Annotated in this window: 16 protein-coding genes; 6 read left to right on the forward strand and 10 right to left on the reverse strand. The window is 55.1% G+C overall.

What is annotated here, in order from left to right:
• Nucleotides 1-67: 67 nt before the first annotated feature.
• Complete coding sequence (locus tag ACJAXR_RS05120; protein WP_415057176.1) at nt 68-1,129, forward strand: AI-2E family transporter; 1,062 nt, start codon at nt 68-70, stop codon at nt 1,127-1,129.
• Here the strand turns inward: ACJAXR_RS05120 and ACJAXR_RS05125 are convergent.
• A complete protein-coding gene (locus ACJAXR_RS05125; protein ID WP_415057177.1) occupies nt 1,126-1,308 on the reverse strand; it encodes a hypothetical protein in 183 nt (60 codons plus the stop codon). The genes ACJAXR_RS05120 and ACJAXR_RS05125 overlap by 4 nt on opposite strands.
• An 85-nt stretch (nt 1,309-1,393) precedes the next feature.
• Nucleotides 1,394-2,374, reverse strand: a complete 981-nt coding sequence (locus ACJAXR_RS05130; protein ID WP_415057178.1) for a DUF4105 domain-containing protein — start codon at nt 2,372-2,374, stop codon at nt 1,394-1,396.
• Between the two features lie 173 nt (nt 2,375-2,547).
• Between ACJAXR_RS05130 and ACJAXR_RS05135 the strand changes: the two genes are divergently transcribed.
• Both ACJAXR_RS05135 and ACJAXR_RS05140 read left to right on the forward strand, forming a co-directional pair.
• Complete coding sequence (locus ACJAXR_RS05135; protein WP_415057179.1) at nt 2,548-4,194, forward strand: VRR-NUC domain-containing protein; 1,647 nt, start codon at nt 2,548-2,550, stop codon at nt 4,192-4,194.
• On the forward strand, nt 4,191-6,488 hold the full coding sequence (locus ACJAXR_RS05140; protein WP_415057180.1) for an ATP-dependent DNA helicase: 2,298 nt from the start codon (nt 4,191-4,193) through the stop codon (nt 6,486-6,488). Before ACJAXR_RS05135 ends, ACJAXR_RS05140 begins: the two co-directional genes overlap by 4 nt.
• A 180-nt stretch (nt 6,489-6,668) precedes the next feature.
• Here ACJAXR_RS05140 and ACJAXR_RS05145 read toward each other — a convergent pair whose 3' ends face one another.
• On the reverse strand, nt 6,669-7,196 hold the full coding sequence (locus ACJAXR_RS05145; protein WP_415057181.1) for a multicopper oxidase domain-containing protein: 528 nt from the start codon (nt 7,194-7,196) through the stop codon (nt 6,669-6,671).
• A gap of 370 nt (nt 7,197-7,566) precedes the next feature.
• Nucleotides 7,567-10,482 (reverse strand): AsmA family protein, encoded by a 2,916-nt coding sequence (locus ACJAXR_RS05150; protein ID WP_415057182.1) that lies wholly within the window; start codon nt 10,480-10,482, stop codon nt 7,567-7,569.
• Between the two features lie 283 nt (nt 10,483-10,765).
• Here ACJAXR_RS05150 and ACJAXR_RS05155 point away from each other — a divergent pair, with 283 nt between their 5' ends.
• Nucleotides 10,766-11,107, forward strand: coding sequence for a zinc ribbon domain-containing protein YjdM (locus tag ACJAXR_RS05155; RefSeq protein ID WP_415057183.1), 342 nt, complete (start codon nt 10,766-10,768; stop codon nt 11,105-11,107).
• Nucleotides 11,108-11,115: 8 nt separating this feature from the next.
• Here ACJAXR_RS05155 and ACJAXR_RS05160 read toward each other — a convergent pair whose 3' ends face one another.
• The 4 genes from ACJAXR_RS05160 to ACJAXR_RS05175 form a co-directional block, all read right to left on the reverse strand.
• A complete protein-coding gene (locus tag ACJAXR_RS05160; protein WP_415057184.1) occupies nt 11,116-11,580 on the reverse strand; it encodes a DUF3429 domain-containing protein in 465 nt (154 codons plus the stop codon).
• A gap of 84 nt (nt 11,581-11,664) precedes the next feature.
• Nucleotides 11,665-13,701, reverse strand: a complete 2,037-nt coding sequence (locus tag ACJAXR_RS05165) for a transglutaminaseTgpA domain-containing protein (RefSeq protein WP_415057185.1) — start codon at nt 13,699-13,701, stop codon at nt 11,665-11,667.
• Complete coding sequence (locus tag ACJAXR_RS05170; protein WP_415057186.1) at nt 13,698-14,684, reverse strand: DUF58 domain-containing protein; 987 nt, start codon at nt 14,682-14,684, stop codon at nt 13,698-13,700. Before ACJAXR_RS05170 ends, ACJAXR_RS05165 begins: the two co-directional genes overlap by 4 nt.
• Entirely contained in the window at nt 14,654-15,571 is a 918-nt protein-coding gene (locus tag ACJAXR_RS05175; protein WP_415057187.1) for an AAA family ATPase, read from the reverse strand. Before ACJAXR_RS05175 ends, ACJAXR_RS05170 begins: the two co-directional genes overlap by 31 nt.
• 161 nt (nt 15,572-15,732) lie before the next feature.
• On the opposite strand from ACJAXR_RS05175, the gene ACJAXR_RS05180 reads away from it, so the two are divergent.
• Complete coding sequence (locus tag ACJAXR_RS05180; protein WP_415057188.1) at nt 15,733-16,605, forward strand: alpha/beta hydrolase; 873 nt, start codon at nt 15,733-15,735, stop codon at nt 16,603-16,605.
• A gap of 109 nt (nt 16,606-16,714) precedes the next feature.
• Here ACJAXR_RS05180 and ACJAXR_RS05185 read toward each other — a convergent pair whose 3' ends face one another.
• Together ACJAXR_RS05185 and rmuC are read right to left on the reverse strand one after the other, a co-directional pair.
• Nucleotides 16,715-16,963: a hypothetical protein gene (locus ACJAXR_RS05185; protein ID WP_415057189.1), complete on the reverse strand. Its 249-nt coding sequence runs from the start codon at nt 16,961-16,963 to the stop codon at nt 16,715-16,717.
• Nucleotides 16,964-17,035: 72 nt separating this feature from the next.
• Nucleotides 17,036-18,610 carry a DNA recombination protein RmuC gene (rmuC, locus tag ACJAXR_RS05190; protein ID WP_415057190.1) on the reverse strand — a complete coding sequence of 525 codons (1,575 nt, stop codon included), beginning with the start codon at nt 18,608-18,610 and terminating at the stop codon, nt 17,036-17,038.
• 273 nt (nt 18,611-18,883) lie between these two features.
• Between rmuC and ACJAXR_RS05195 the strand changes: the two genes are divergently transcribed.
• Nucleotides 18,884-20,686: a DUF1302 domain-containing protein gene (locus ACJAXR_RS05195; RefSeq protein ID WP_415057191.1), complete on the forward strand. Its 1,803-nt coding sequence runs from the start codon at nt 18,884-18,886 to the stop codon at nt 20,684-20,686.
• Nucleotides 20,687-20,702 lie beyond the last annotated feature (16 nt).

A 20,702-nucleotide genomic window follows, 5' to 3' on the forward strand; every position in this document is an offset into this window, starting at 1 on the left:
ATGGCGCCATTGCAGGCTGCGGTCAGGCCCGCGTTACTCATTTTTGCTTCCATTGACAGGGTTCACCATGCAATCCCCGATACAAGCCAATACCCGCTCCTACTCCACCGCTCTGCAGTGGCTGCTTAGTGCTGCAGCGCTGGTCATCGTGCTGGGCGGCTTGAAGGCGATCAGTCATATTCTCACGCCTTTTCTGCTAGCGGCATTTCTGGCGATTATATGCGCGCCACCACTCACTGGCATGCAGCGCCGGGGCGTGCCAGGACCGCTGTCTGTTCTTGTGTTGTTTTCAGTGGTGGGACTGACTTTTTTCTTGTTGTTTCTCGCGCTCAAGGGTGCAGCTGAAAGTATGGCAACCCAGGCACCAGCCTATCAGGCACGCTTTGCCGGTTGGATGGTCGAACTGCGTGAGTTGATTGCGGCCCGAGGGCTGCCGGCGGAACTGCTACCAGCTACGATGCCGCTTCCTGCGACGGCAACCATCACCGGTATTGCACGTGAGTTGGCCGGGGGGTTGGGGCAGTTTACAGCGAGTACTTTATTGGTATTGCTGGCCTTCATGTTCCTCCTTTTAGAAGAACGTACTTTTGCCGGCAAACTTAACGCAGCCTTCCCCGGCAGGCGTCGTGCACGGGTGCGTGGGAGACGATTTTTACGTTCGGTATATCGCTACCTAGTTATCAAAACCGCCGCAAGCACCGCTACTGGGGCTATTGTCGGTTTGGGGCTGGCTTTCCTGGGTGTGGATTTTGCTGTGCTCTGGGCGATTGTTGCGGGATTACTCAACTTCATTCCCACCATTGGATCGATCATCGCTGCCATTCCCGCCGTGCTGATTGCGTTCATGGGTATAGGCTTTGTAGAGGGTTTTTTGGTACTAGCGCTCTATGTGGCCGTGAATACGATCATCGGCAGCATTGTGGAGCCCCGTCTGATGGGCCGTAGTCTGGGTTTATCGCCGCTGGTGGTACTCATTTCACTGCTGCTGTGGGGCTATGTATTCGGTCCGATCGGCATGCTCCTAGCGGTACCCTTGACCATGATTGCCAAACTGGCATTGGACTCATCGCCGCAAACCCGTTGGGCCGGAATTATGATGAGCGACACAGTCAGACGAGCACGCAGCTAAAGCCTAATGGGCTGGGCTCCAGTCACTGATAATGCGGCGGCGCTTTCGGCCAGCACCAAAGCCTCATCGACTGCGCGCCACTCTGCCGCCTCAGCAGCCTCCGCGGCCAGTCTTGCCGCTTCACCATTGTGTGGAGCACTGCGCAACAACGCTGCGGCAACCCGCAGTTGGTCGGCCACATGAGAGAAGCCCCGCTTCAGTTCGATAGCGGCCCGCGACTAGAGCAGCTTGATTGAGCGATCAATGCGCTCTGGGGAATACTGGTCAGCGCCAGCCGGGCACACCCTGACGAATGACCATAGAAAAGTCATCGTTGCGTCCCGCTTGCTGGGCCCGCTGGGTAATCCGCCCCGCTTCGCGTAGCTCTTGTAACGGATAGCCCGGCTCGAGCCCACCCATCTTCTGAACATAAGACGGAAGGTATCCGGAAAGCAGGAGCCGATAATCGAGGGGTAGCCCGTCGACGATCGATTGCATCATGGTAAATACCAACGTGGTGCAGTTAGCCGTGACGGTCTGATAGAAGCGTGGATTACTCGCCAGGCTGTTCGCTTCCTTTACGTAGGCAAGTAAAAGTGAACGCATAGCCGTTTTGGAGAGGCCTACCCGGTAAAGGTAGGCATCTTCACCTCGTATATTAGTGCGCACATGCACCACATCACGCTCGTCGCTAGCAATGATGGCCAGTTCGAACTGTTTGAAAAAACCCCCAACCTCGGAAAACTCTTCCGCCACTTCCCGCCTGACTTCAACCGTAAAGGTGACAAATTTACCATCGGTAAAACCAAACGAAACCAAAACGTGAGCAATAGCCGGCATACCCCAGTACGACGTAACCATATCAACCGACTCAAGCTGGGTCAGGTCGTACTCTCGGGTTTCCCATGCGGCCGTATAGTCCTGTTCGCCATACCAGGTAAAATTGCGCACATTATGTAATGTAACCAGATTGCCATGCACTTCCCCAGTGGTGATATGCGCGAGATCGTCCGCCCATTGCCGCTCGTGGCTCGGTGTGAGCGTGCCCCACCATCCAAGTAGGCCAGCAAAGGCGAGCGCATAACCGGCAATGCCTAGCCAGGCCGAGCCACTACACAAAAGCCAAAAGACCAGTAGCGTCCACGCCAACCACAAGGCAACCAAGCCGTAACGACCAAGCATGCCCCAGGGCGCCTGGAACCACAGTGCCAATACCGACCACACACTGAACACAATAATTAACAAGGTCACCAGAGCTAACACCATACGCAATGCACACCTCGTCATGATGAATTCGCAGACCATACGAGCTCTCTGTATGGATAATACGCACTGTACTCCATTTCATTGCAGCGGTGCCCCAAACCCGCCGGCTGGGCGCCAACAGGATATCGTTACACAGGGCAGACTACTGGATAGATAGCTAGTAGAATACAAGCATGCCAACTACTACTATGCCCGATGTCCCACCGCTGTATTATCTGGACAACTTCCGCACTGTCCTCGCCTGGGTAAATGAACGTTATGCTGACTTGCTCGATGGGCAAGAACGTACATTCATTCGTCAATTTGGTGAGTTAGCAACGCCCAGTCAGGCGCTTCTGGTGCGGCTGATCATGCGCAAAGGTGTGCATTTTCGTAAAGGCAAGCTGATCTATGCGGAAATCGGCGATATAGCCCTGGCCGCCAGCCCGTTGCGCGCACTGGGCTGGTTGCGTACTGAAGAAGCAATCGATCTCCAGACCTTGTTCAGCCTGTTGCGCAGGGATGAAATTCTGGCACAACTCCCCCTAACGCAGTCTCTCCGTGCGAGTAGTAAGGGCGTCATACTTGAAGCATTGGGCGCCGTTCATATCGAGGCCCACCCTTTCAACTGCTGGTGCCCGGATATGCAGGAAGAACTCTACAGCCTGACGATCAACGGACTGTGCGATCGGCTGCGCCTAATGTTCTTCGGTAACCTGAGCCAAACATGGGCCGAATTCGTCCTCGCCGATCTGGGTATCTTTCGCTACGAATCGGTCAGTATCTCTCCTGAATCCCGGGGGTTTCGCAGCCGTGAGGATGTGGACCAGTATCTGCACCTGCGTGAGTGCCGAGAAGCATTTGAGGGGGGAGAGTCGATAACAAAAGTACTGCAGAGGGTTGGTGATTTCACCAGTGCCAATGCCTATCTGCAACAGCGCCATGGCAAGTTGCTGTTCAGCCTGGCCCGTCAACTTGAGCGCGAAGGCCTACTCGAATCGGCGCTGGCGGTGCACCAGCAATGCAGCTATGCCGGCGCACGGCAACGCTGCATTCGCATTCTGGAAAAGCTCGAGCGTTATCAGGACGCGTATGTCCTTGCATCATTGGCCAGCAATCAGCCGGAGAGCGACGCTGAGCAGCAGCTGGTAGAACGGGCACTGATCAGACTCCAGCGCAAACTCGGTCAGCCTGCCAGAACACCTCAGGTCAAATTTGAAGCAAACACACTACTCCTGTCACTGCCCCGGCCCGAACACGGGTCGGTTGAACGGGCCGTGTGCGAGCATATCTCCACCCCGGAGGCGCCTGTGCATTATGTGGAGAATGCGTTGATCAGCAGTCTGTTTGGACTGCTCTGCTGGGATGCGATATTTGCACCGCTTTCCGGGGCTTTTTTCCATCCGTTCCAGACTGGACCGCAGGATCTGCACACAGCCGACTTTTACCCGCGGCGTGCGGCTCTATTCAATCGCTCCCTGGCCTGTTTACAGACAGGCACCTATCAACAGGTCATCCGCGATACCTACGCGGCCAAATTCGGTATCCAGTCACCCTTTGTATTCTGGGGCATCAGCATGACACTGCTGGAACAGGCCCTGTCCTGCTTGCCCGCAGCACATCTGGAGCGATGGTTCCAGCGCATGCTGGTGGATCTGCGCGCAAACCGCACGGGCATGCCAGATCTGATCCAGTTCTGGCCGGACGAAAAGCGCTATCGGATGATCGAAGTGAAAGGCCCGGGTGATCGGCTGCAGGACAATCAGCGCCGCTGGATAGCCTTTTGCAATCAACATGGCATGCCGGTAGATGTCTGCCACGTGCAATGGCTAGAGGCATGAATTATCGGGTTGCCGTACGCAGTCTGTGTGAGTTCACCGCCAAGGAAGGTGATCTGGATTTGCGCTTCACCCCTGCCCCCACAGCGCAAGAAGGCATGGCCGGACATCGCACTGTTGCATCGCGACGGGGCGCCAGCTACCAGTGCGAGGTAACACTGAGCGGAAGCTATCATGCCTTGCAAGTCAGTGGCCGTGCCGATGGCTATGACCCGGATCAGAATCTGCTGGAGGAGGTGAAAACCCACCGCGGTGACGTGAGCCGTATACCGGACAATCATCGCCTGCTGCACTGGGCGCAGGTCAAGGTGTATGGCTGGCTCCTCTGCCAGGAAATGGGCCTGCCGGAAGTAGATCTTGCCGTGGTGTACTTCAATGTCATCAGCCAGAAGGAGACGGTCCTGCGCGAGCGTTTCAGTGCCGATACCCTGCGGATTTTTTTCGAGCTTCAGTGCCAGCGATTTCTGGCCTGGGCTAAGCAAGAGGCTGCGCACCGCATCGAGCGCGACCACAGTCTGGCGCGCTTGCGCTTCCCACACGCCAGTTATCGTCGAGGTCAGCGGCATCTGGCCGAATCCGTCTATCGCGCAGCCAGAGATGGCAAAACCTTGATGGCGCAAGCTACAACCGGGATAGGCAAGACGCTGGCTACGCTCTTCCCTCAACTCAAGGCCTTCCCTGGCAAACAGCTTGATCGTCTGTTCTTTCTTACCGCAAAGACGCCAGGGCGGCGACTCGGCCTGGATGCTTTGGCGACGTTACGCAGTCAGGAGACGAATATGCCGCTGCGAGTCCTTGAGCATATTGCACGGGACAAGGCCTGCGAGTATCCGGATCGCGCCTGCCACGGTGAATCCTGTCCCCTGGCACAGGGCTTTTATGACCGCTTACCAGCGGCTCGCAAGGCTGCTTTGCAGCTGAACTGGCTCGATCAACAAGCGGTACGCAAGGTCGCCCTGGCGCATCAGGTCTGTCCGTATTATCTCAGTCAGGAACTGTGCCGCTGGTCTGACGTTGTGGTGTGCGATTACAACTATTACTTCGACATGACAGCCCTACTCTTCGGTCTGACGGTCCTTAACGGGTGGCGGGTTACCCTGTTAGTGGACGAGGCACACAATTTGATAGAGCGTGGCCGGGGCATGTATACCGCAGAGCTTGATCAGAATCGTTTCAATGAGTTACGCAAGGTTTCTAAAATAGGACTGAGGAGTGTGCTGGATCGCGTTGGGCGTCATTGGAATCAGCTGCACAAGGATCAGGAACTGCCGTATCAGGTGTATCCGGCCATTGCGGATCTATTTATTATCAGTCTGCAAAAAGCTGTCAGTGCCATAACGGATCATTTGACGGATCAGCCAACGGGCAATGACGGTGCGTTATTACGCTTCTATTTGGATGCGATGCTGTTTTGCCGCCTAGCCGAAGCCTACGGACCCCATTCGCTATTTGATATAACGCGGCTACCCTCTGGGGGCACACCTAAAGTTTCTACGTTGTGCTTGCGCAATGTGGTACCCGCTCCTTTTCTCGCTCCCCGTTTTGCCATTGCCCATAGCAGCACGCTGTTTTCCGCCACATTAAGTCCGCCGGCTTATTATGCGGACTTATTAGGCCTGCCTGCGGAGCGCCAATGGCTGGATGTGGAGTCACCGTTCGAGGCGCAGCAACTCGATGTACGCATTGCGGCCAACCTGTCCACCCGGTACCAGCATCGAGCAACGAGTCTGGAGCCGATCAGCCAGTTGATGGCCGATCAATTTGCGGCGCAGCCCGGCAATTATCTGGCCTTTTTCAGCAGTTATGCCTATCTGCAACAGGTGATGGAATGTTTTGTGCGGGCCCATCCCGGCATACCCGTGTGGGTGCAGTCGCGCAGCATGAACGAAACCGAACGCGAGGGTTTTCTGCAACGCTTTACCTTGCATTCACGAGGCATTGGCTTTGCGGTGCTCGGTGGCGCCTTCAGCGAAGGTATCGACCTACCAGGCGACAGACTGATCGGCGCCTTCATTGCCACGCTGGGACTGCCCCAGGTGAATCCGATCAACGAGGAAATAAAAGACCGTATGCAAAGGATGTTCGGCGACGCTAACGGTTACGCCTATACCTATTTGTTTCCGGGTATTCAGAAGGTGGTCCAGGCCGCTGGTAGGGTGATTCGTACGCCAGAAGACACAGGCGTGATTGTGTTGCTTGATGATCGTTTCGGGCAACGTCAGGTTCGCAATCTGCTCCCACAATGGTGGCGGCCAGAGATGCATCAGGTACCTGATGGAGTCATTGGTGAGGTTTGAAGGTAATCGGTAGTTTATGGGTCGCACACCGGGAGGAGAGGTACTGGTTAACGAAGCCTGATCGTACATGCGATCGAATTTCACCGATCACGTGGAAGCTGGAAATCAGGTTGTGCCCACCCACGCCAAAAAATATGCGTGCGTCGTCGTTAACCTTAGCTTCCATCTTGTGAGTGGAGATCAGTGCGTCCATTGAACCGTTGAACCGTTGAACATCATGTGGTCTGGGTTTTCATCAAGCATTTTATCGAGTAAACACTCCTGCAGACCGCTTGAAACATGTCGTTGCGCCGTATACAGCTCGCCTTGCATGACATAAAACTCTTTATCCACCGGATCCAGTCCGCCTTCAGGTTCGACCAGTAGCATGCCGTACATGCCATTGGTAATGTGCTGTGCGACCATAGGCGTAGCACAGTGATAATCGTAAAGTCCCGGCGTCAGGGCTTTGAACGAGAAGCTTTTGGATTGGCACGGTGCAGCCTGGGTTGCCGCAGCACCACCGCCGGGACCGTTAGCCGCATGGAAGTCTACCAAGTGGATATGAGCACTATCGATCGAGTTCTTCATGGTGACATTGGCAGTATCGCCAACCCGAACACGAATCATCGGATCCAGTACGGTATTGTTAAATGTCGAAAATTTATAGCTGCTGCCATTACCCAGACGACCCACTACCTTTGTGGTTTCCAGTTCGAAATTGATCACTTTTCGGACCTCTTTTGCCCACCGGCTCACCAACCTTATTAGGGTCCATCGAAAGATCGGGGTACTCATTCGCGGGCTCCTCCTCGGGATTACCCACAATCAATTTGCCAAGCATGCCCGCAGCTTTGTGCCCCGGCAAGATACGGAAATGTTCGAATGCCCCGCTTTTGGTCGCTCGGAGCACAATCGCCGTTGACACATTAATCTGCACGACGGCTCCCTCGGCCACTCTCAGGTCGGAATGGCCCTGCCTCGCTGATACAAACGAACTTGCCGCCGGCAATATCGGTTCGCAAGGTAAAGGTGACATCGGGCACATAGGCTAAATAGGCGCTATCGCGTGGATGTCCGGCCTGGGCGGGTTTGGGTATTACCGTGTTCGATATTCTTCGAGTACCTGGCCGCAGCCGGCACCCTTCCCTTCACCTAACCCCGGATTGAGCCAGGGCAGAATCACCAATGGAGGTGCCACGATCAGGCCGATGACACTGACTACGCCACGTGCCAGGAGCTCCGGACTGGTCATCGACACCACGGGTTGGCCAAGCGTACCTGTCAGCTGAACCGGAGAATTGCCAGAAAAAAAACCCATATCCTTAGAGTGGCTTTCCATTTCGACGTCTATCCGCTCTGTGCGCAGATCGATAGTGCCGCCTCCGGTAAAGTTACTGTCATCGGTGTCGATGAAAAGCTGCTCAAGACTGGCTTGACCTTGAACACTTTCAAAGCGCAAGTAAGCGCAGCGGATCGGTACCTGATCGGCTTTCGCCAAGTATGCCACCAGTGCTTCGCCTGCATCCATGCCCAGAACCTCAACTGCCAGCATGTCCAAATGCCCACCGGACATAGCCAGCTCCACCTGGCCGTCCGCCCCTGCCATAAAGTCCGCCATGGAAAGACCCGAGAAACTCAAATCCACTTTTCCACCGAGCACACCCGCAGAATCACTTGCGACATCGGGGAAGTTTACCCGCAATAAGGGCTTGAGATTGACCCCCCTGGCAGAGGCATCAAGCATGCCGCTTACCTGCGACTGCTGGGTATCAATGCGGATAGCGCTCTTTACCGTCCCACCGCCAAGACCGAACTGCAGCGGTAGTAGCGTCAGACGACCATTGTGTAGCTCAAGCTCTAGCGCCAGCTCTTGAAGCGGCAGGCCTTTGGCGTTGACATGGTCCGCGGAAAAGTTGACAACAGCGTCCATTCGATTCAGGCCGTCCAGGCTCCACGACGTATCCGGGAAAAAACGTCCTGACTGCGCCCGCTCCCGAGCCATGCGCTCCTGCCGGGATGACGCCACCTCGCCTGGTCCGATATCGGGCGGGCTGCCCCACAGTAATCGCAAGTCATCGTAATTTAGGTTGCGTGAGTGCAGCGTCGCCCATATTTTAGGTCGATCACCCGGGCGTAGCCGCAGGTCTCCTGCCAAGTCGCTTTCACCGAAACCGCCAGTAAAGTTTGTCAGTCTCAAGATATCGTCCTGCCAGCGCAGTCTGCCCTCTATACGGTAAGGCGGCAAAGACGGCAGGCTTAACTGGGTTAGCTTGTTGATACGCGCGGGATTAGGGCCCTCAAGGGTAAATTGGGCATCGACGGCCACCAGTTGTAAGGGACCGGTAACCGTGCCATCAACCTTCAGGTGACTATCGCGAGATGCCAGCGTACCTTTGATCGGGTAGGATTTGGCCGGCGCAGTCATATCCAAGAGCGGTCCCATCAGCAGATCAAAGCGGAAAGGTTCGCCAAAACGCATGCCGCTGCCTTCGACATGCACCCCAGGGGCATCTGTGCTGGAGATATACGCTATGTCGGCATTGAGCTCCACACTGAGCTCCTGGGCTGGCGCATCGTAGGCCAGGGTACTGTTACGCAGGGTGAGCACGCCATCAACAAAGTGCGCCTGCAAATCGCCCTGAAGCGTGCCGAGTGAGCCATGACCGAATGCCGCGAGGGCCTGGCCGAGGTGCCATTGTTCGAAGCGAACATCTATACGCCCTTGTACTGCTTTATCCGCGAAATCAACCTCACCACTGAGGCGCACGGACCCGTCCCCTTGGACTGCCTGCAGCTGCTGAATTTCGATTCGATTGTTGTTCAGGCTACCCTGCAGCTCGACATTGCTCAGAGTCTCGTCGGCATAGTTCAGCTGCTCGACAGACAGGTCAAGCTTTCCTTGAAAACCACGAAATCCGCGCAGCGCCGCCAGCTGCTCAGCTAGGCCCTCGGCCAGCGGTATCTCTTGCACCCCTTCTGCCTGCTTGCCGTTCTTGTCGTTCTTGTCGTTCTTGTCGTTCAGGTACTCAACCACGTCCCAGCGGTTCAAATCCAACTGATCAACCCGCAGCCGAGCTTCGTATCGTGGCGTCTTACCGCCTTGGCGCATCAGTTCGCCAGTCAAATGATTATCAGCTACCTGCAAATCAATCTCCTTAAGCGTCCAACGCTGGCCGTCCCGGGCGATTAGACCTTGCAGTGTGAACTCGGGAACTCTGAGGTCCGGGCGTCCCAGTAGACCAGCGATATCCGCCGAGGCCGGAGCCGAAGCGGTCAGAGTGCCGCTCAGATTGCGCGGTTGCAGCGGGTCCTGGGCAACGCCGGAAAAGGCCAGCTGCAGATCGCCCAATTGCCCTTCGAGCTCCAGCGGGTAGGTAGCGTCGTCATCAAAAATCTGCAGGGGCGCCGCACCCGAGGTCTGGAACTGCAACGGTCGATCCTGCCAGTAGCCCTCTGCGCTAACGACAAGCTGACGGTCGCCGGCGGAATCAACGGTGGTGTTAAAGTCGAGCGTGATCGAGGTATCGAGCAGAGCATCTTGATAGGTCAGCAGTCCTTCCTTAATGGTCAATATCTGCGGTAACAGCGTCGGCTCCTCTGCGCTACTTTCGGGCATCAGCGGAGCCCAGTTGCTGCTACCGTCTTCGCGGCGCGCCAGATGTACCTGAAGTCGCTGCAGGTCAATCTTGCGAAGACCAAGCTTGCCGCGCATCAGTGCGCCCATCTGCGGCGTGATCGTCACTTCGTCCAGCACGAGCATGCTGTCGTGGCTGGCCCAGGGCGGATTGGCTATGGTGATATCCTGTGCACGGATGACCGGCGGCCACCCCCAGTCAATCGAATGGCTGCCGATGACAACGTCCCGACCCTCCAAGCGCTCGCTGAGTTGCTGCTCCACTACACCCCGAGCCCATTTCGACTCGAGAGTGAAGACGCCCAGTATCAATGCCAGCAAGAGCAACAACAAAAGCACTGCAATCGTGATCAGAATACGCCGGGGTGTTTGCGTCACAAAAGACCTCCTGTCTGATTTTTTCTGTTCAACAATTTACGCCTACAGAGCCCGCTCAGGAGCGCGCTTTGCCAGACAGACCGCGACTCTTTGGAGCGATCGTTCTTATTGAGATACTTTAAACGGCAGGTGGTTCACTACTATTTCGGGTGTCCCTGATCGGTAACCGCGGGAGGTGAACTGGCCATCGCCATTGCACGGGAAATGGAGTTCGATTGGACACAGATAGGTTGAAGGGTCATTATCCCGCTTTTTTTCCAACCGATTGACCCTAAGGAACGACATGAGCGATTTACCGCCCTGCCCTGAATGTAATTCCGAATTCACCTATCAAGACGCAGCCATGATGGTCTGTCCGGAATGTGGCTATGAGTGGTCTGCCGGCGCTGCTGAAGTTGCTATGGAAAAAAGCGCGTTGATCAACGATGCCAATGGGAACCCGTTGACTGACGGCGACTCGATTACCGTCATCAAGGATCTGAAGGTCAAGGGCACATCCCTTGTGGTCAAGGTCGGCACCAAGGTGAAAAATATCCGTCTGGTCGACGGCGACCACGATATCGATTGCAAAATAGACGGTATTGGCCCGATGAAACTCAAATCGGAGTTCGTCAAGAAGTCCTGAGCGGGTGACTATCTGTTTACCCAGGTCGCCAGCCAGGCGATCAACAGCGACGCAACTACCACGACACTCAATGGCTTGCGTAACGCCGGATACCAGACCGGCGCCAAACCGTGATTGACCGCCCAGATGTCTGCAAAATATAGCCCGCCAAACGCTACAAAGAAAACCGGTAACGCTAGATCAAGCGGCAGACTCAATGCGACCCAGCCAAGCAGCGGCGGAATAACCGACAGCCCAAGTTGCACGGGTGCCTGGGCACTTGTTTCATCCGCCCGCATTGCCAGCCCCCAATGGATCGCACCCATAAAAGCCAGAATGACGGCCGCATAGTTGAGCAACTCATTCATGACCAGTTCGCGCCATGCATCAGGGGTCACCCAAAGCCCAAGCGCCGCACTGATAAATGGAATAAGCCCGGCGATGCCGAGACCTACAGCCAACGGAGGCGGTTTAATTGCACTAAAAGGATGCATGATTGCTCCATTGCCTGATAGAGAGGCCTTGAAGGCCGTAGAATGCATTATAAGCAGGAGTAAAGCCCCCCGCACACAACCCATTTATATTGGCTCGATAGCACCGAGCGGAGTTTTGCGTGGCAAACTGCGCCGCAATGCCTGCTCACGCTCACGAAGACGTGCCTGCATGACGCGATCCGGCTTCGCGCTGCCAGTAGCATAGCTCTGATGCACATACTCATCAAAAAAAGCATCAATTTCAGTACTACAGCCCGGCAACGCGCTTTTCAGCCGAGCTTGCCAGGCACGAGGCCCTTCGCCACGACGGGTTTGCAGGCGCAAACGGTTTAGCCGTCGATCCAGGCGGGCCCAGGCTCTGCGTCGAGAATCCTGAGGCAATCGTTCTGGACGCAGGATCCAGAGGGCCAGCGGTATCATGACCAAAGCTGCGCTAGCCAGCAAAATGACGCCTACGCGCTGCCAATCAGTGGTACCCAGCCAGCGTTGAAAAAAACCTTTTTGCGTGTCGGACTGAAATCCAAGCACCCTCAATTGCCATTGAAAATTGATATCATCCCAACCTAGCCTTACTGAATTGATCCAGTTGATGTTGCGATAGCGGGCACCAGAGAGGAGCGAATCTTCAAGAAAGCTTCCCTCACCCTCAAGCGCCGCCTGGATACCACGCTCGATCCGTTCCGGGGCTACCTGAAAGGTCGGGTCGACCGACACCCAACCCCGACCGGGCAGCCATGCTTCAACCCAGGCATGAGCATCAAACTGATGCACCAGTACATAATTGCCAGCCGGATTGACCTCGCCTCCCTGATAGCCCGCCACGATTCTTGCCGGAATACCCGCTGCACGAAGCACAAAGGTCATAGCTCCAGCAAAATGCGCACAAAAACCACGACGCGAGTCAAATAGAAACTCGTCATTGGTATGTAACCCAAGGGTGTCGGGGCGCAAAGTGTAGTAGAACGGCTCTTGATTGAAAAAGCGAAGCAAGGCCTGAACCAGCTCGCCGTCTTCCGCGTACTCACGACGCAGCTGCGCGGCAAATGCACGGCTGCGCGGGTCAGATTCCTCTGGCAACAGCGTGTATAGACGTTGCTGCATAGGTGTCAGTCCCGCTGGCTCAAGCAAGCTCTGCTGTCGGGAGGTAGCTTGGTAGCTGGTGGTCTCAGCAATTGGCCGGCGGGCACGCAGCAAATAGTCCCGGGTCAGCTGCAGCCTCTCGTCCTCACTGGTAGCCCCGCGCAGACTAAATACCCAGGGCTGCTGAGTCGCACGGGTGGTGACCTGATAGGTAATTGGCTCCCCTTGCGGCTCCCATGCCTGGGGCTCCGGTCGCGATGCAAAGTCCAGATGACTCCAGCTGCGCCCATCGAAGCTGGACAGCGTCAGCGCCCGCCAGTAGAGCGTTTTATGAGCGGGAATTTCCCCCTCGAATTGAACCCGAAAAGCCAGTTCACCGGAACGGGCAAGGTCGGCAATATCCCCCGGCGACATGCTCTCCGCCAGACCGGTGATCGCACTTTGCCCAGGCGCATTGACCGCCCAAAGAGGTCCCAAGCGAGGAAAGAACAGAAACAACACAATCATCAACGGCACAGCCTGGAGCAACAGGACTGACCCCGTGCGCAAGGCGCGAGATGGGTCGTTGCGACCAGCTGTTTGCTGCAGACCAACCAAAGACGCAATTAGAACCAACAGCGAAAAGAGCTGATATACCGTCAGGACAATAGACTGGTTAAACAGAAACGCAGTGGCAATAATGAAAAAGCCCAGGTAGATCACCACTATCGCGTCACGCGGAGTGCGCATTTCCAGCAACTTGAACATGAAGAGCAACAGTAGCAGCATCACTGCCGCATCCAGGCCTATCAGGGTTCCTTCGGTCAGCCATACACCCAATGTTATCAGTACGATGCCAGCAGTTTTGAATATCGACCCTGGATAATTCCAGCGCATCCGTTGAATCTGTATACGCCAGAGCGCACAACCGATCCAGAGGGCAGAGACCCAAAGGGGCAGACGCGGCAGGTGGGGCAAGAGTACAACGATCTGCGCCGTCAGCAACCACGCCAGGCTATTGCGTGGAATCAGTGCATTCGCCTTACCCGTTAATCGTTTCATAGCTTACTTCCATACAGCGCTAGCGCACGTAGGCACTGATCACGGTGCCGTTCGCCCGAGCCAGGCGCGATATGCAAGGTGTCCAGCTGGAGTCCGTAGGGTTGGCCCGTAAGCTCCAACTGCGTGACCCAGCCAGCAAGATGGCTCAGGCATTGCTCGAGATTGGCTCCAGGGGTATTGGCCAGGTCCAGTAACTGGGTGCTCTGCAGCGGTTCGGCGAACACCTTCGTGTGAAGTCCCTGGCCGCGCGAGTAGGCCCGCCAATCTAGACGACGACGGGAATCCCCCGGCTGATAATCGCGCAGACCCTGAAAATCATCAGTGCCCTCGACCATCTGATTTTCCGTATCCCCTTCTCCTCCGGCTGCGAGAGCTGGCAAGGGGATCGGAATGACTCTGGGGTAGACCAATACTTTCCAATCAAGGTCAACCAGACTCCAGGCAACAAACCAACCTAGCGGATAACGGGTTTCGATGCGCAGCCGACCGGGCCTGAACCAGCCCCGAGAATGGGTTGGATGGTACAGGGTGAGGCGTGTCTCGCTACCGTTGGCCACATCAACTTGGCGCCGCTGGGCTGCAGGCCAACTGAACACCAGCGCCTGATGTTCGCGGCGTGGCGCGATCACATTCATGTCAAGCGGCGCCATTTCACCGGCGAACACGGGCATGCCGCCAGCGGTATGCACTTCCAGACTGGCCAGATTGCGATAGGTATGATGCAGCGAGACCCAAAACAGACTACCCAGCAAAAAAGTGACGGCATACACCAGACTATTCTGATAGTTGATAGCGCCGATCAGCATAATAACTAACAACAACAACAGAGCCAGGCCAGAACGTGTCGGCACGATGAATATCTGTCGATGCGATAGTTTTATCTGCGGAGCTGACGGAATACGACGCTTGAGCCATTTATCGAACAGACCTCGCGCGCGTCGACCCAGGGAGATCAAACGACCTCCACCTCGTTCAGTAGCCACTGGGCCAACCCTCCGCCGCCGTGACCCGTAGGGTCTTCACTGGCGCGCAGACGGTGGCCCACCACCGCAGGCAAAATTGCCTGAACGTCCTCGGGTATAACATAACTGCGATGTTCAAGCATCGCCCAGGCTCTGGATGCCGCCAACAAACCCAGGCTCGCTCGAGGGGATAGCCCCCATGCACATGCCTGGCTTTCCCGGGTGCGATTAACCAGACGCAGAATATAATCGATGATCGCCGGGCTCGCGGTTATAGCCGGAAGGCTATCCTGCAACGTCTTCAGCGTAGCGCGATCAAGCACGGCCTCGACTCGATCCAATCTGGCGTTACGATCCTCACCCAAAAGTAGGGTTTTTTCGGCGCTAGGCGTCGGGTAGCCCAAAGACAGCCGCATCAGAAAGCGGTCAAGCTGCGATTCAGGCAATGCATAGGTGCCCATCTGGGAGACAGGGTTCTGCGTGGCGATCACAAAAAAGGGATCCGGCAGCTTTCTGGTAGCGCCGTCCACAGTCACCTGATGCTCTTCCATGGCCTCGAGCAGTGCGCTCTGACTTTTCGGTGTCGCACGATTGATCTCATCAGCCAAAACCAACTCGGCAAATATAGGACCGGGATGAAAAACGAATTGGGCTGTATTGCGATCAAATACTGAAGTCCCAAGAATGTCACCGGGCAACAAATCACTGGTGAACTGAATGCGCTGGTAGCTCATACCCATCACGCGCGCCAGAGCTTGGGACAATGTGGTCTTGCCCATGCCAGGCAAATCCTCGATCAGCAGATGGCCCTTCGCCAGGATGCATGCAATGGCGAGTTTCACTGCGTGCTCCTTGCCCATTACTACCTGATCGACTGCGGCCAACGCACGGTTCAGCACATCCTTCATGGTCCATCCTTTTTGGTTTTGTATTGACTGCAGCACGTGGCATCTTAGGGTCCCTATGCATACCATGAAAGCGATGTGCAACGGTTTGTAACAGCTTGCCGATTGCTCTCGGGCGAGTCTAGGCCATGCTCAAGTCACATCATGTTATGAGAATCCGTTCAATGCCCAGACCCGCAGTACCATTTTTTCTGGCTGTACTAATCGTTATCATCATGGGTTGCTCACCCCTGGCTCCGGTAAACGCTGTCATTGGAGAGGATACCTACAGACTTCTTGCCGATCAGCCCTATGGTGATAATGAACGACAAATGCTCGATGTGTATTTGCCTGTCGTTGGGTTGGACGAAGCACCCGTCGTCGTATTTTTTTACGGCGGCAGTTGGCGCAGTGGTGATCGCGCAGATTATGCCTTTGTCGGGGAAGCGTTGGCCTCGCGCGGCATCATTACTGTTGTAGCCGATTACCGTGTGTACCCTGAGGTCACTTATCCCGCTTTTGTACAGGACAGCGCGGCAGCAACAGCCTGGACTCGAACACACCAGCAAGACTGGCAAGCGCAGCCGCAATCTCTGTTTGTGATGGGTCACAGCGCGGGAGCCTACAATGCTGCGATGATTGCACTGGACAAGCGCTGGCTTGCAGCGCACGACCTTGATCCCGGCATGCTAGCGGGCTGGATCGGACTGTCGGGGCCCTATGAATTTCTGCCGATCATCAACCCCGACGTCAAACCCATTTTTCACCATCCCCGTACGCCGAAGCAGTCACAGCCCTTTTATCACGTCAGCCCGCAAAGCCCACCCGCTCTGCTAATGGCGGCAACCCCGGACAAGCTGGTGGATCCCGAGCGCAACACCCGCCAGCTCGCCGAGGCACTGCACAAGGCCGACGTCAGTGTCGAGACTCACTATTATGAGTCTCTCCATCACCTGACCATTATTCTGGTCATGGCAAAACCCTTCCAATGGTGGGAGCCGGTTGTAGACGAAGTGCACGACTTCGTCATGCATCAGTCAGCCAACGCATCACCCTGAGGGGTTAGATTGCCGGCACGCATGGCTTCCAGGCGGTTGATCATATAGCGCACATGCAAATGCAGACTGTATAGCTCGTGGGCATAGGAGAGAGATACATCAACTTGGGTCAGCTCGTCCTGGAGACGATGCAGGCGCTCGATAACATCTGCCAGTTACCGCCATCCAGTTCCTCAAACTGTGCCGGGGTGTCCTGTGTCTGGAACAGACTACGAACAACCGCATAGGTGCCGCTGCCTTTATCGCGGCGCGGCGCGGGATCTAAAAAACAAAAAAACATCCAAACAAGAACCGCTATCAGAGGGACTATCCATAGATTCGCGCGGACAAACAACGCGCTCTGTTTTAGTACGTCCATGTGTGCTTCCCGCGACTCATGTGATCCTCAGTCTATACGCCGCTAAGGATCAGGGCGAGCTGAGAGGGCTGGTCAGCGCGGGGCTACGGGAGCGTCGTGACCCAGCTCAAGATCTGCTTTGTCGCGCCATGTCTCGCTCAATTCTGTTTTAACAGAAACACCTAACTCTTTGAAATCATTAACCTGCTTTACCAGATTTCCACGCCCATCAACCAGCTGATCGCAGGCTTTCTGATAGGCCTCGGTGGCTCTTTCCAAGCTCTTGCCGATGCCGTCCATACTGCCCAGGAAAGTACGCAACTTGTCGTGCACCTTAGCAGCGCGTTCAGCAAGTTCGGCTGTATGGCGGTTCTGATCTTCGAAACGCCAGAGCTGACGCACGATGTTCAGACTGGTCAGCAATGTAGTTGGCGTCGCGACCAGCACATTCTGCTCAATCGCTTTTTGAAATAAACTTTCGTCTGCCTTAAGGGCTTCGACAAAGGCCGACTCTATCGGGATGAACATGAAAACCATCTCCGGTGCATTAAGTCCTGGCAGGTCGAAGTAGTTACGGTCAGCCAGTTCTCGGATGCGCTGACCGACAGCCTGTACATGCTCTGCCAGCGCGATACGCCGCTCGTTATCGTCTTCACTATTTATATAGCGTGTATAGGCGTTAAGCGACACCTTGGCGTCGATAATCAGGTGTTTTCTCTGGGGCAGATAAACCAACACATCCGGACGCTGCCGCTGGCCGTCGCTGTTAACCATGCTCACTTCGCGCTTGAAATCCTTGCCGGCAATCAGGCCGGAGCGCTCCAGCACGTTCTCCAGAATAAGCTCGCCCCAGTTCCCCTGGGTTTTCTTCTGGCCTCTCAGGGCAGTGCTTAGATCGTGGGCTTCCTGAGTGATCTGTCGGTTGAGCTCTTTGAGATGATTAAGCTCGCTGGCCAACGTGGCCTGCTGCTGAGTGTCTTTATGATGAATATCTTCTACCTTGAGGCGGAACTGATCGATCTGCTCGCGAAAGGGTTTGAGTAGGTTATCCAGTGATTGCTGGCTTTGCTTGGAAAAGGCCTGGCCCTTGGCTTCGAATATCCGACTGGCCAATTGCTCGAATTCCATTTTCAGCTGATCTCGACTGTCCTTGAGCAGTTGCTGTTGCTCGGTAAAGTGTTGCTGACGATGTTCAAGGGTGTTTTTCAACGTCGAGTGCTCAATACCCAATGCTTCATGATTAACCTGTAAAAACTGCAGGCGGGTATTGAGTACATCACGCTCACTGCGACCCTCCTCCAATTGACGGGCCTGCTCCTCGCAGCGGGTCTGGGCTTTCTCAGACCGTACCTGCCAGTCATGGGCCTGGCGCTCAGCCTCAGCCTGCCTGAGCTGCTGGCTTGCGTGCTGGTCGCGCAAGGCGGCACTACTCGCCTGCAAATGCTCAAGGCGCACCTCCAGCCCCGTGCGCTCATTCTCGTGCTGGTGAACATCCAGCTGCAGCCTTCGATACGCATCCCGTTGCACCTCCGCCTGCCGCTGTGCTTCATCAAGCTCCCGCTTCAGCAATCCCTGGCGACGCATCTGCAGCCAGACAGTGATACCCCAGACCAGCAGAAGAGTAACGCTGACACCGGCAAGCTGGATCTGTGTATCGGTTAGAGCCATGAATAGTTCTCCTTGTGTAATGAACTCATTATCCGGGTTCAAACCCAGTTTGTAACCCGCAGTCCACACCGCAACGTATCTATTACGGCCTTTATCTAGCCCTCTCCCCCCAGGCATACCCCCCATTAGGGGGGTACATCACGATCATGCAGGCGACTAGTGTCGTATGCAGTGCGGTGGCCTGCATGGCAGACCATCAGGAAGGCAACTTATAGCCAGCATGCACTTGCCAAGGGTTCCAAATAACAACAAGCGCCCGGCGCGAGGAATACCATGACTAGAACAACAAAAACGCAATCTTTCTCTGCTTTGCTCAAGCCATTAACCGTGGCTGTAGCGGTAGCCATCTCTCTCCCAGCCCATGCTGTACGTTTTGATATGGGTGAAATTCAGGGTCAATTTGATTCGCAGATGTCAGTGGGCACCAGCATAGGTACCAGCGACATCGATGATGATCTGATCTGGGCAGGCAACGGTGGCAATGCTAACGCAGCCAACTCGGACGACGGCCGACTTAATTTCAAAAAGGGTGAACCCTTCTCGACCATTTTCAAAGCAAACCATGACCTGTCATTTCAATACGACAGTACCGGTGTGTTTGTACGTGGCAAATACTGGTATGACTTCGAAACCAAGGATGGCAGTCGCGAGTTGTACGACATCAATGACAGCGGCAAGCGACAAGCAGCAAAATCTTCTGGCGGTCAAATTCTCGATGCATTTATTTATCACAACTACAACATTGGCAATCTGCCAGGGTCAGTACGCGTCGGCAAGCAAGTAGTCAGCTGGGGTGAAAGTACCTTTATTCAGAATAGCATAAACAGCATCAACCCAATCGACGTGGCTGCGTTCCGGCGCCCGGGTGCCGAAATTAAGGAAGGTCTGATTCCGGTCAGCATGCTCTTTGTGTCGCAAAGTCTGACCGACAACCTCGGTATGGAAGCTTTTTACCAGCTCGAATGGGACCCAACCGTTCTAGATAACTGTGGAACGTTTTTCTCGTTCACAGACTCGGTAGCAAAAGGGTGTAACCAGGTTGGCGCAGCTGGATCTCAAGCCGATGCAAACTCACCCTCCAATCCTTTTGTTTATGTACCACGTACAGAAAATCGCGAAGCGCGAGACAGCGGTCAATTTGGTGCTGCCTTTCGTTACTACGTAGAAGAACTCAACCAGACCGAGTTTGGCTTGTTCGCGATGAACTTCCATAGTCGCCTCCCTATTTTCAGCAGCACTGCTGGTACAGGAGCGCCTAACGCTGGTGGGTTTGGTTTCAATAATGATACCAATGCCTGGGAAATACCATTAGATGCTGCTTACTATGTTGAGTACCCTGAAGATATTCGCCTTTATGGTGTCAGCTTCCAGACCAACGTTGCAGGGGTAGCGGTATCTGGCGAAGTAAGCTACCGACCAAACCAGCCGCTACAAATCAGCAGCAACGATCTTGTTGGGGCGTCAGCAGGCAACCCTGTAACACCAGTTAACTCCCAGGGAGTGGGCGGAACTACTTTTGGCGTAGCCGCGACGCCAGGTACAGATTTGCCAGGGTATAAGCGGATGCCTGTTACCCAAGCTCAGATGACATTGATCAGCTTTGTCGAGAACATCTGGGGTGCTGATCGTCTAACCCTGGTAGGCGAAGTCGGTTACAACCACATTGGTGGCATCAAAAGCAGTCCAACCGAACTGCGCTTTGGCAGGGATTCAATCTTTGGCTCAGGCGAACTGCCCATTGCTGGTGTATGCCAGGGTTTAAACACCGCTCAACCCCAGTATTGTGACGGTGATGGCTTCTACACCCAGCATTCTTGGGGCCTGCGCACTGTGGCATCACTTGATTATCGGGGTTTTGCTGGTGTTCAGTTGACGCCAAACGCTGCTTTTTCTTGGGACGTGGAAGGCTATGGTCCTAACTTTAACGAAGGTTCCAAAGCGGCAAGCATTGGTTTGAACGCTCTATACAACAACAAATACAACGCCAGCATCAACTACACGAACTTCTTCGGCGGTGATTACAGCGCCATGGGTGATCGTGACTTCGTTGCCATGAGCGTTGGCGTGAACTTCTGACCTGGATGGAGAATAA

Origin of the sequence: Halopseudomonas sp., assembly GCF_047631575.1 — a bacterium.
In the GTDB taxonomy this organism is placed as follows: domain Bacteria; phylum Pseudomonadota; class Gammaproteobacteria; order Pseudomonadales; family Pseudomonadaceae; genus Halopseudomonas.

Coding starts and splice junctions, on each gene's coding strand:
- ACJAXR_RS05120 (WP_415057176.1), top strand. CDS start 68: ATGCAATCCCCGATACAAGCCAATACCCGCTCCTACTCCACCGCTCTG.
- ACJAXR_RS05130 (WP_415057178.1), bottom strand. CDS start 2,374: ATGGTGTTAGCTCTGGTGACCTTGTTAATTATTGTGTTCAGTGTGTGG.
- ACJAXR_RS05135 (WP_415057179.1), top strand. CDS start 2,548: ATGCCAACTACTACTATGCCCGATGTCCCACCGCTGTATTATCTGGAC.
- ACJAXR_RS05140 (WP_415057180.1), top strand. CDS start 4,191: ATGAATTATCGGGTTGCCGTACGCAGTCTGTGTGAGTTCACCGCCAAG.
- ACJAXR_RS05155 (WP_415057183.1), top strand. CDS start 10,766: ATGAGCGATTTACCGCCCTGCCCTGAATGTAATTCCGAATTCACCTAT.
- ACJAXR_RS05160 (WP_415057184.1), bottom strand. CDS start 11,580: ATGCATCCTTTTAGTGCAATTAAACCGCCTCCGTTGGCTGTAGGTCTC.
- ACJAXR_RS05165 (WP_415057185.1), bottom strand. CDS start 13,701: ATGAAACGATTAACGGGTAAGGCGAATGCACTGATTCCACGCAATAGC.
- ACJAXR_RS05175 (WP_415057187.1), bottom strand. CDS start 15,571: ATGAAGGATGTGCTGAACCGTGCGTTGGCCGCAGTCGATCAGGTAGTA.
- ACJAXR_RS05180 (WP_415057188.1), top strand. CDS start 15,733: ATGCCCAGACCCGCAGTACCATTTTTTCTGGCTGTACTAATCGTTATC.
- ACJAXR_RS05185 (WP_415057189.1), bottom strand. CDS start 16,963: ATGGACGTACTAAAACAGAGCGCGTTGTTTGTCCGCGCGAATCTATGG.
- rmuC (WP_415057190.1), bottom strand. CDS start 18,610: ATGGCTCTAACCGATACACAGATCCAGCTTGCCGGTGTCAGCGTTACT.
- ACJAXR_RS05195 (WP_415057191.1), top strand. CDS start 18,884: ATGACTAGAACAACAAAAACGCAATCTTTCTCTGCTTTGCTCAAGCCA.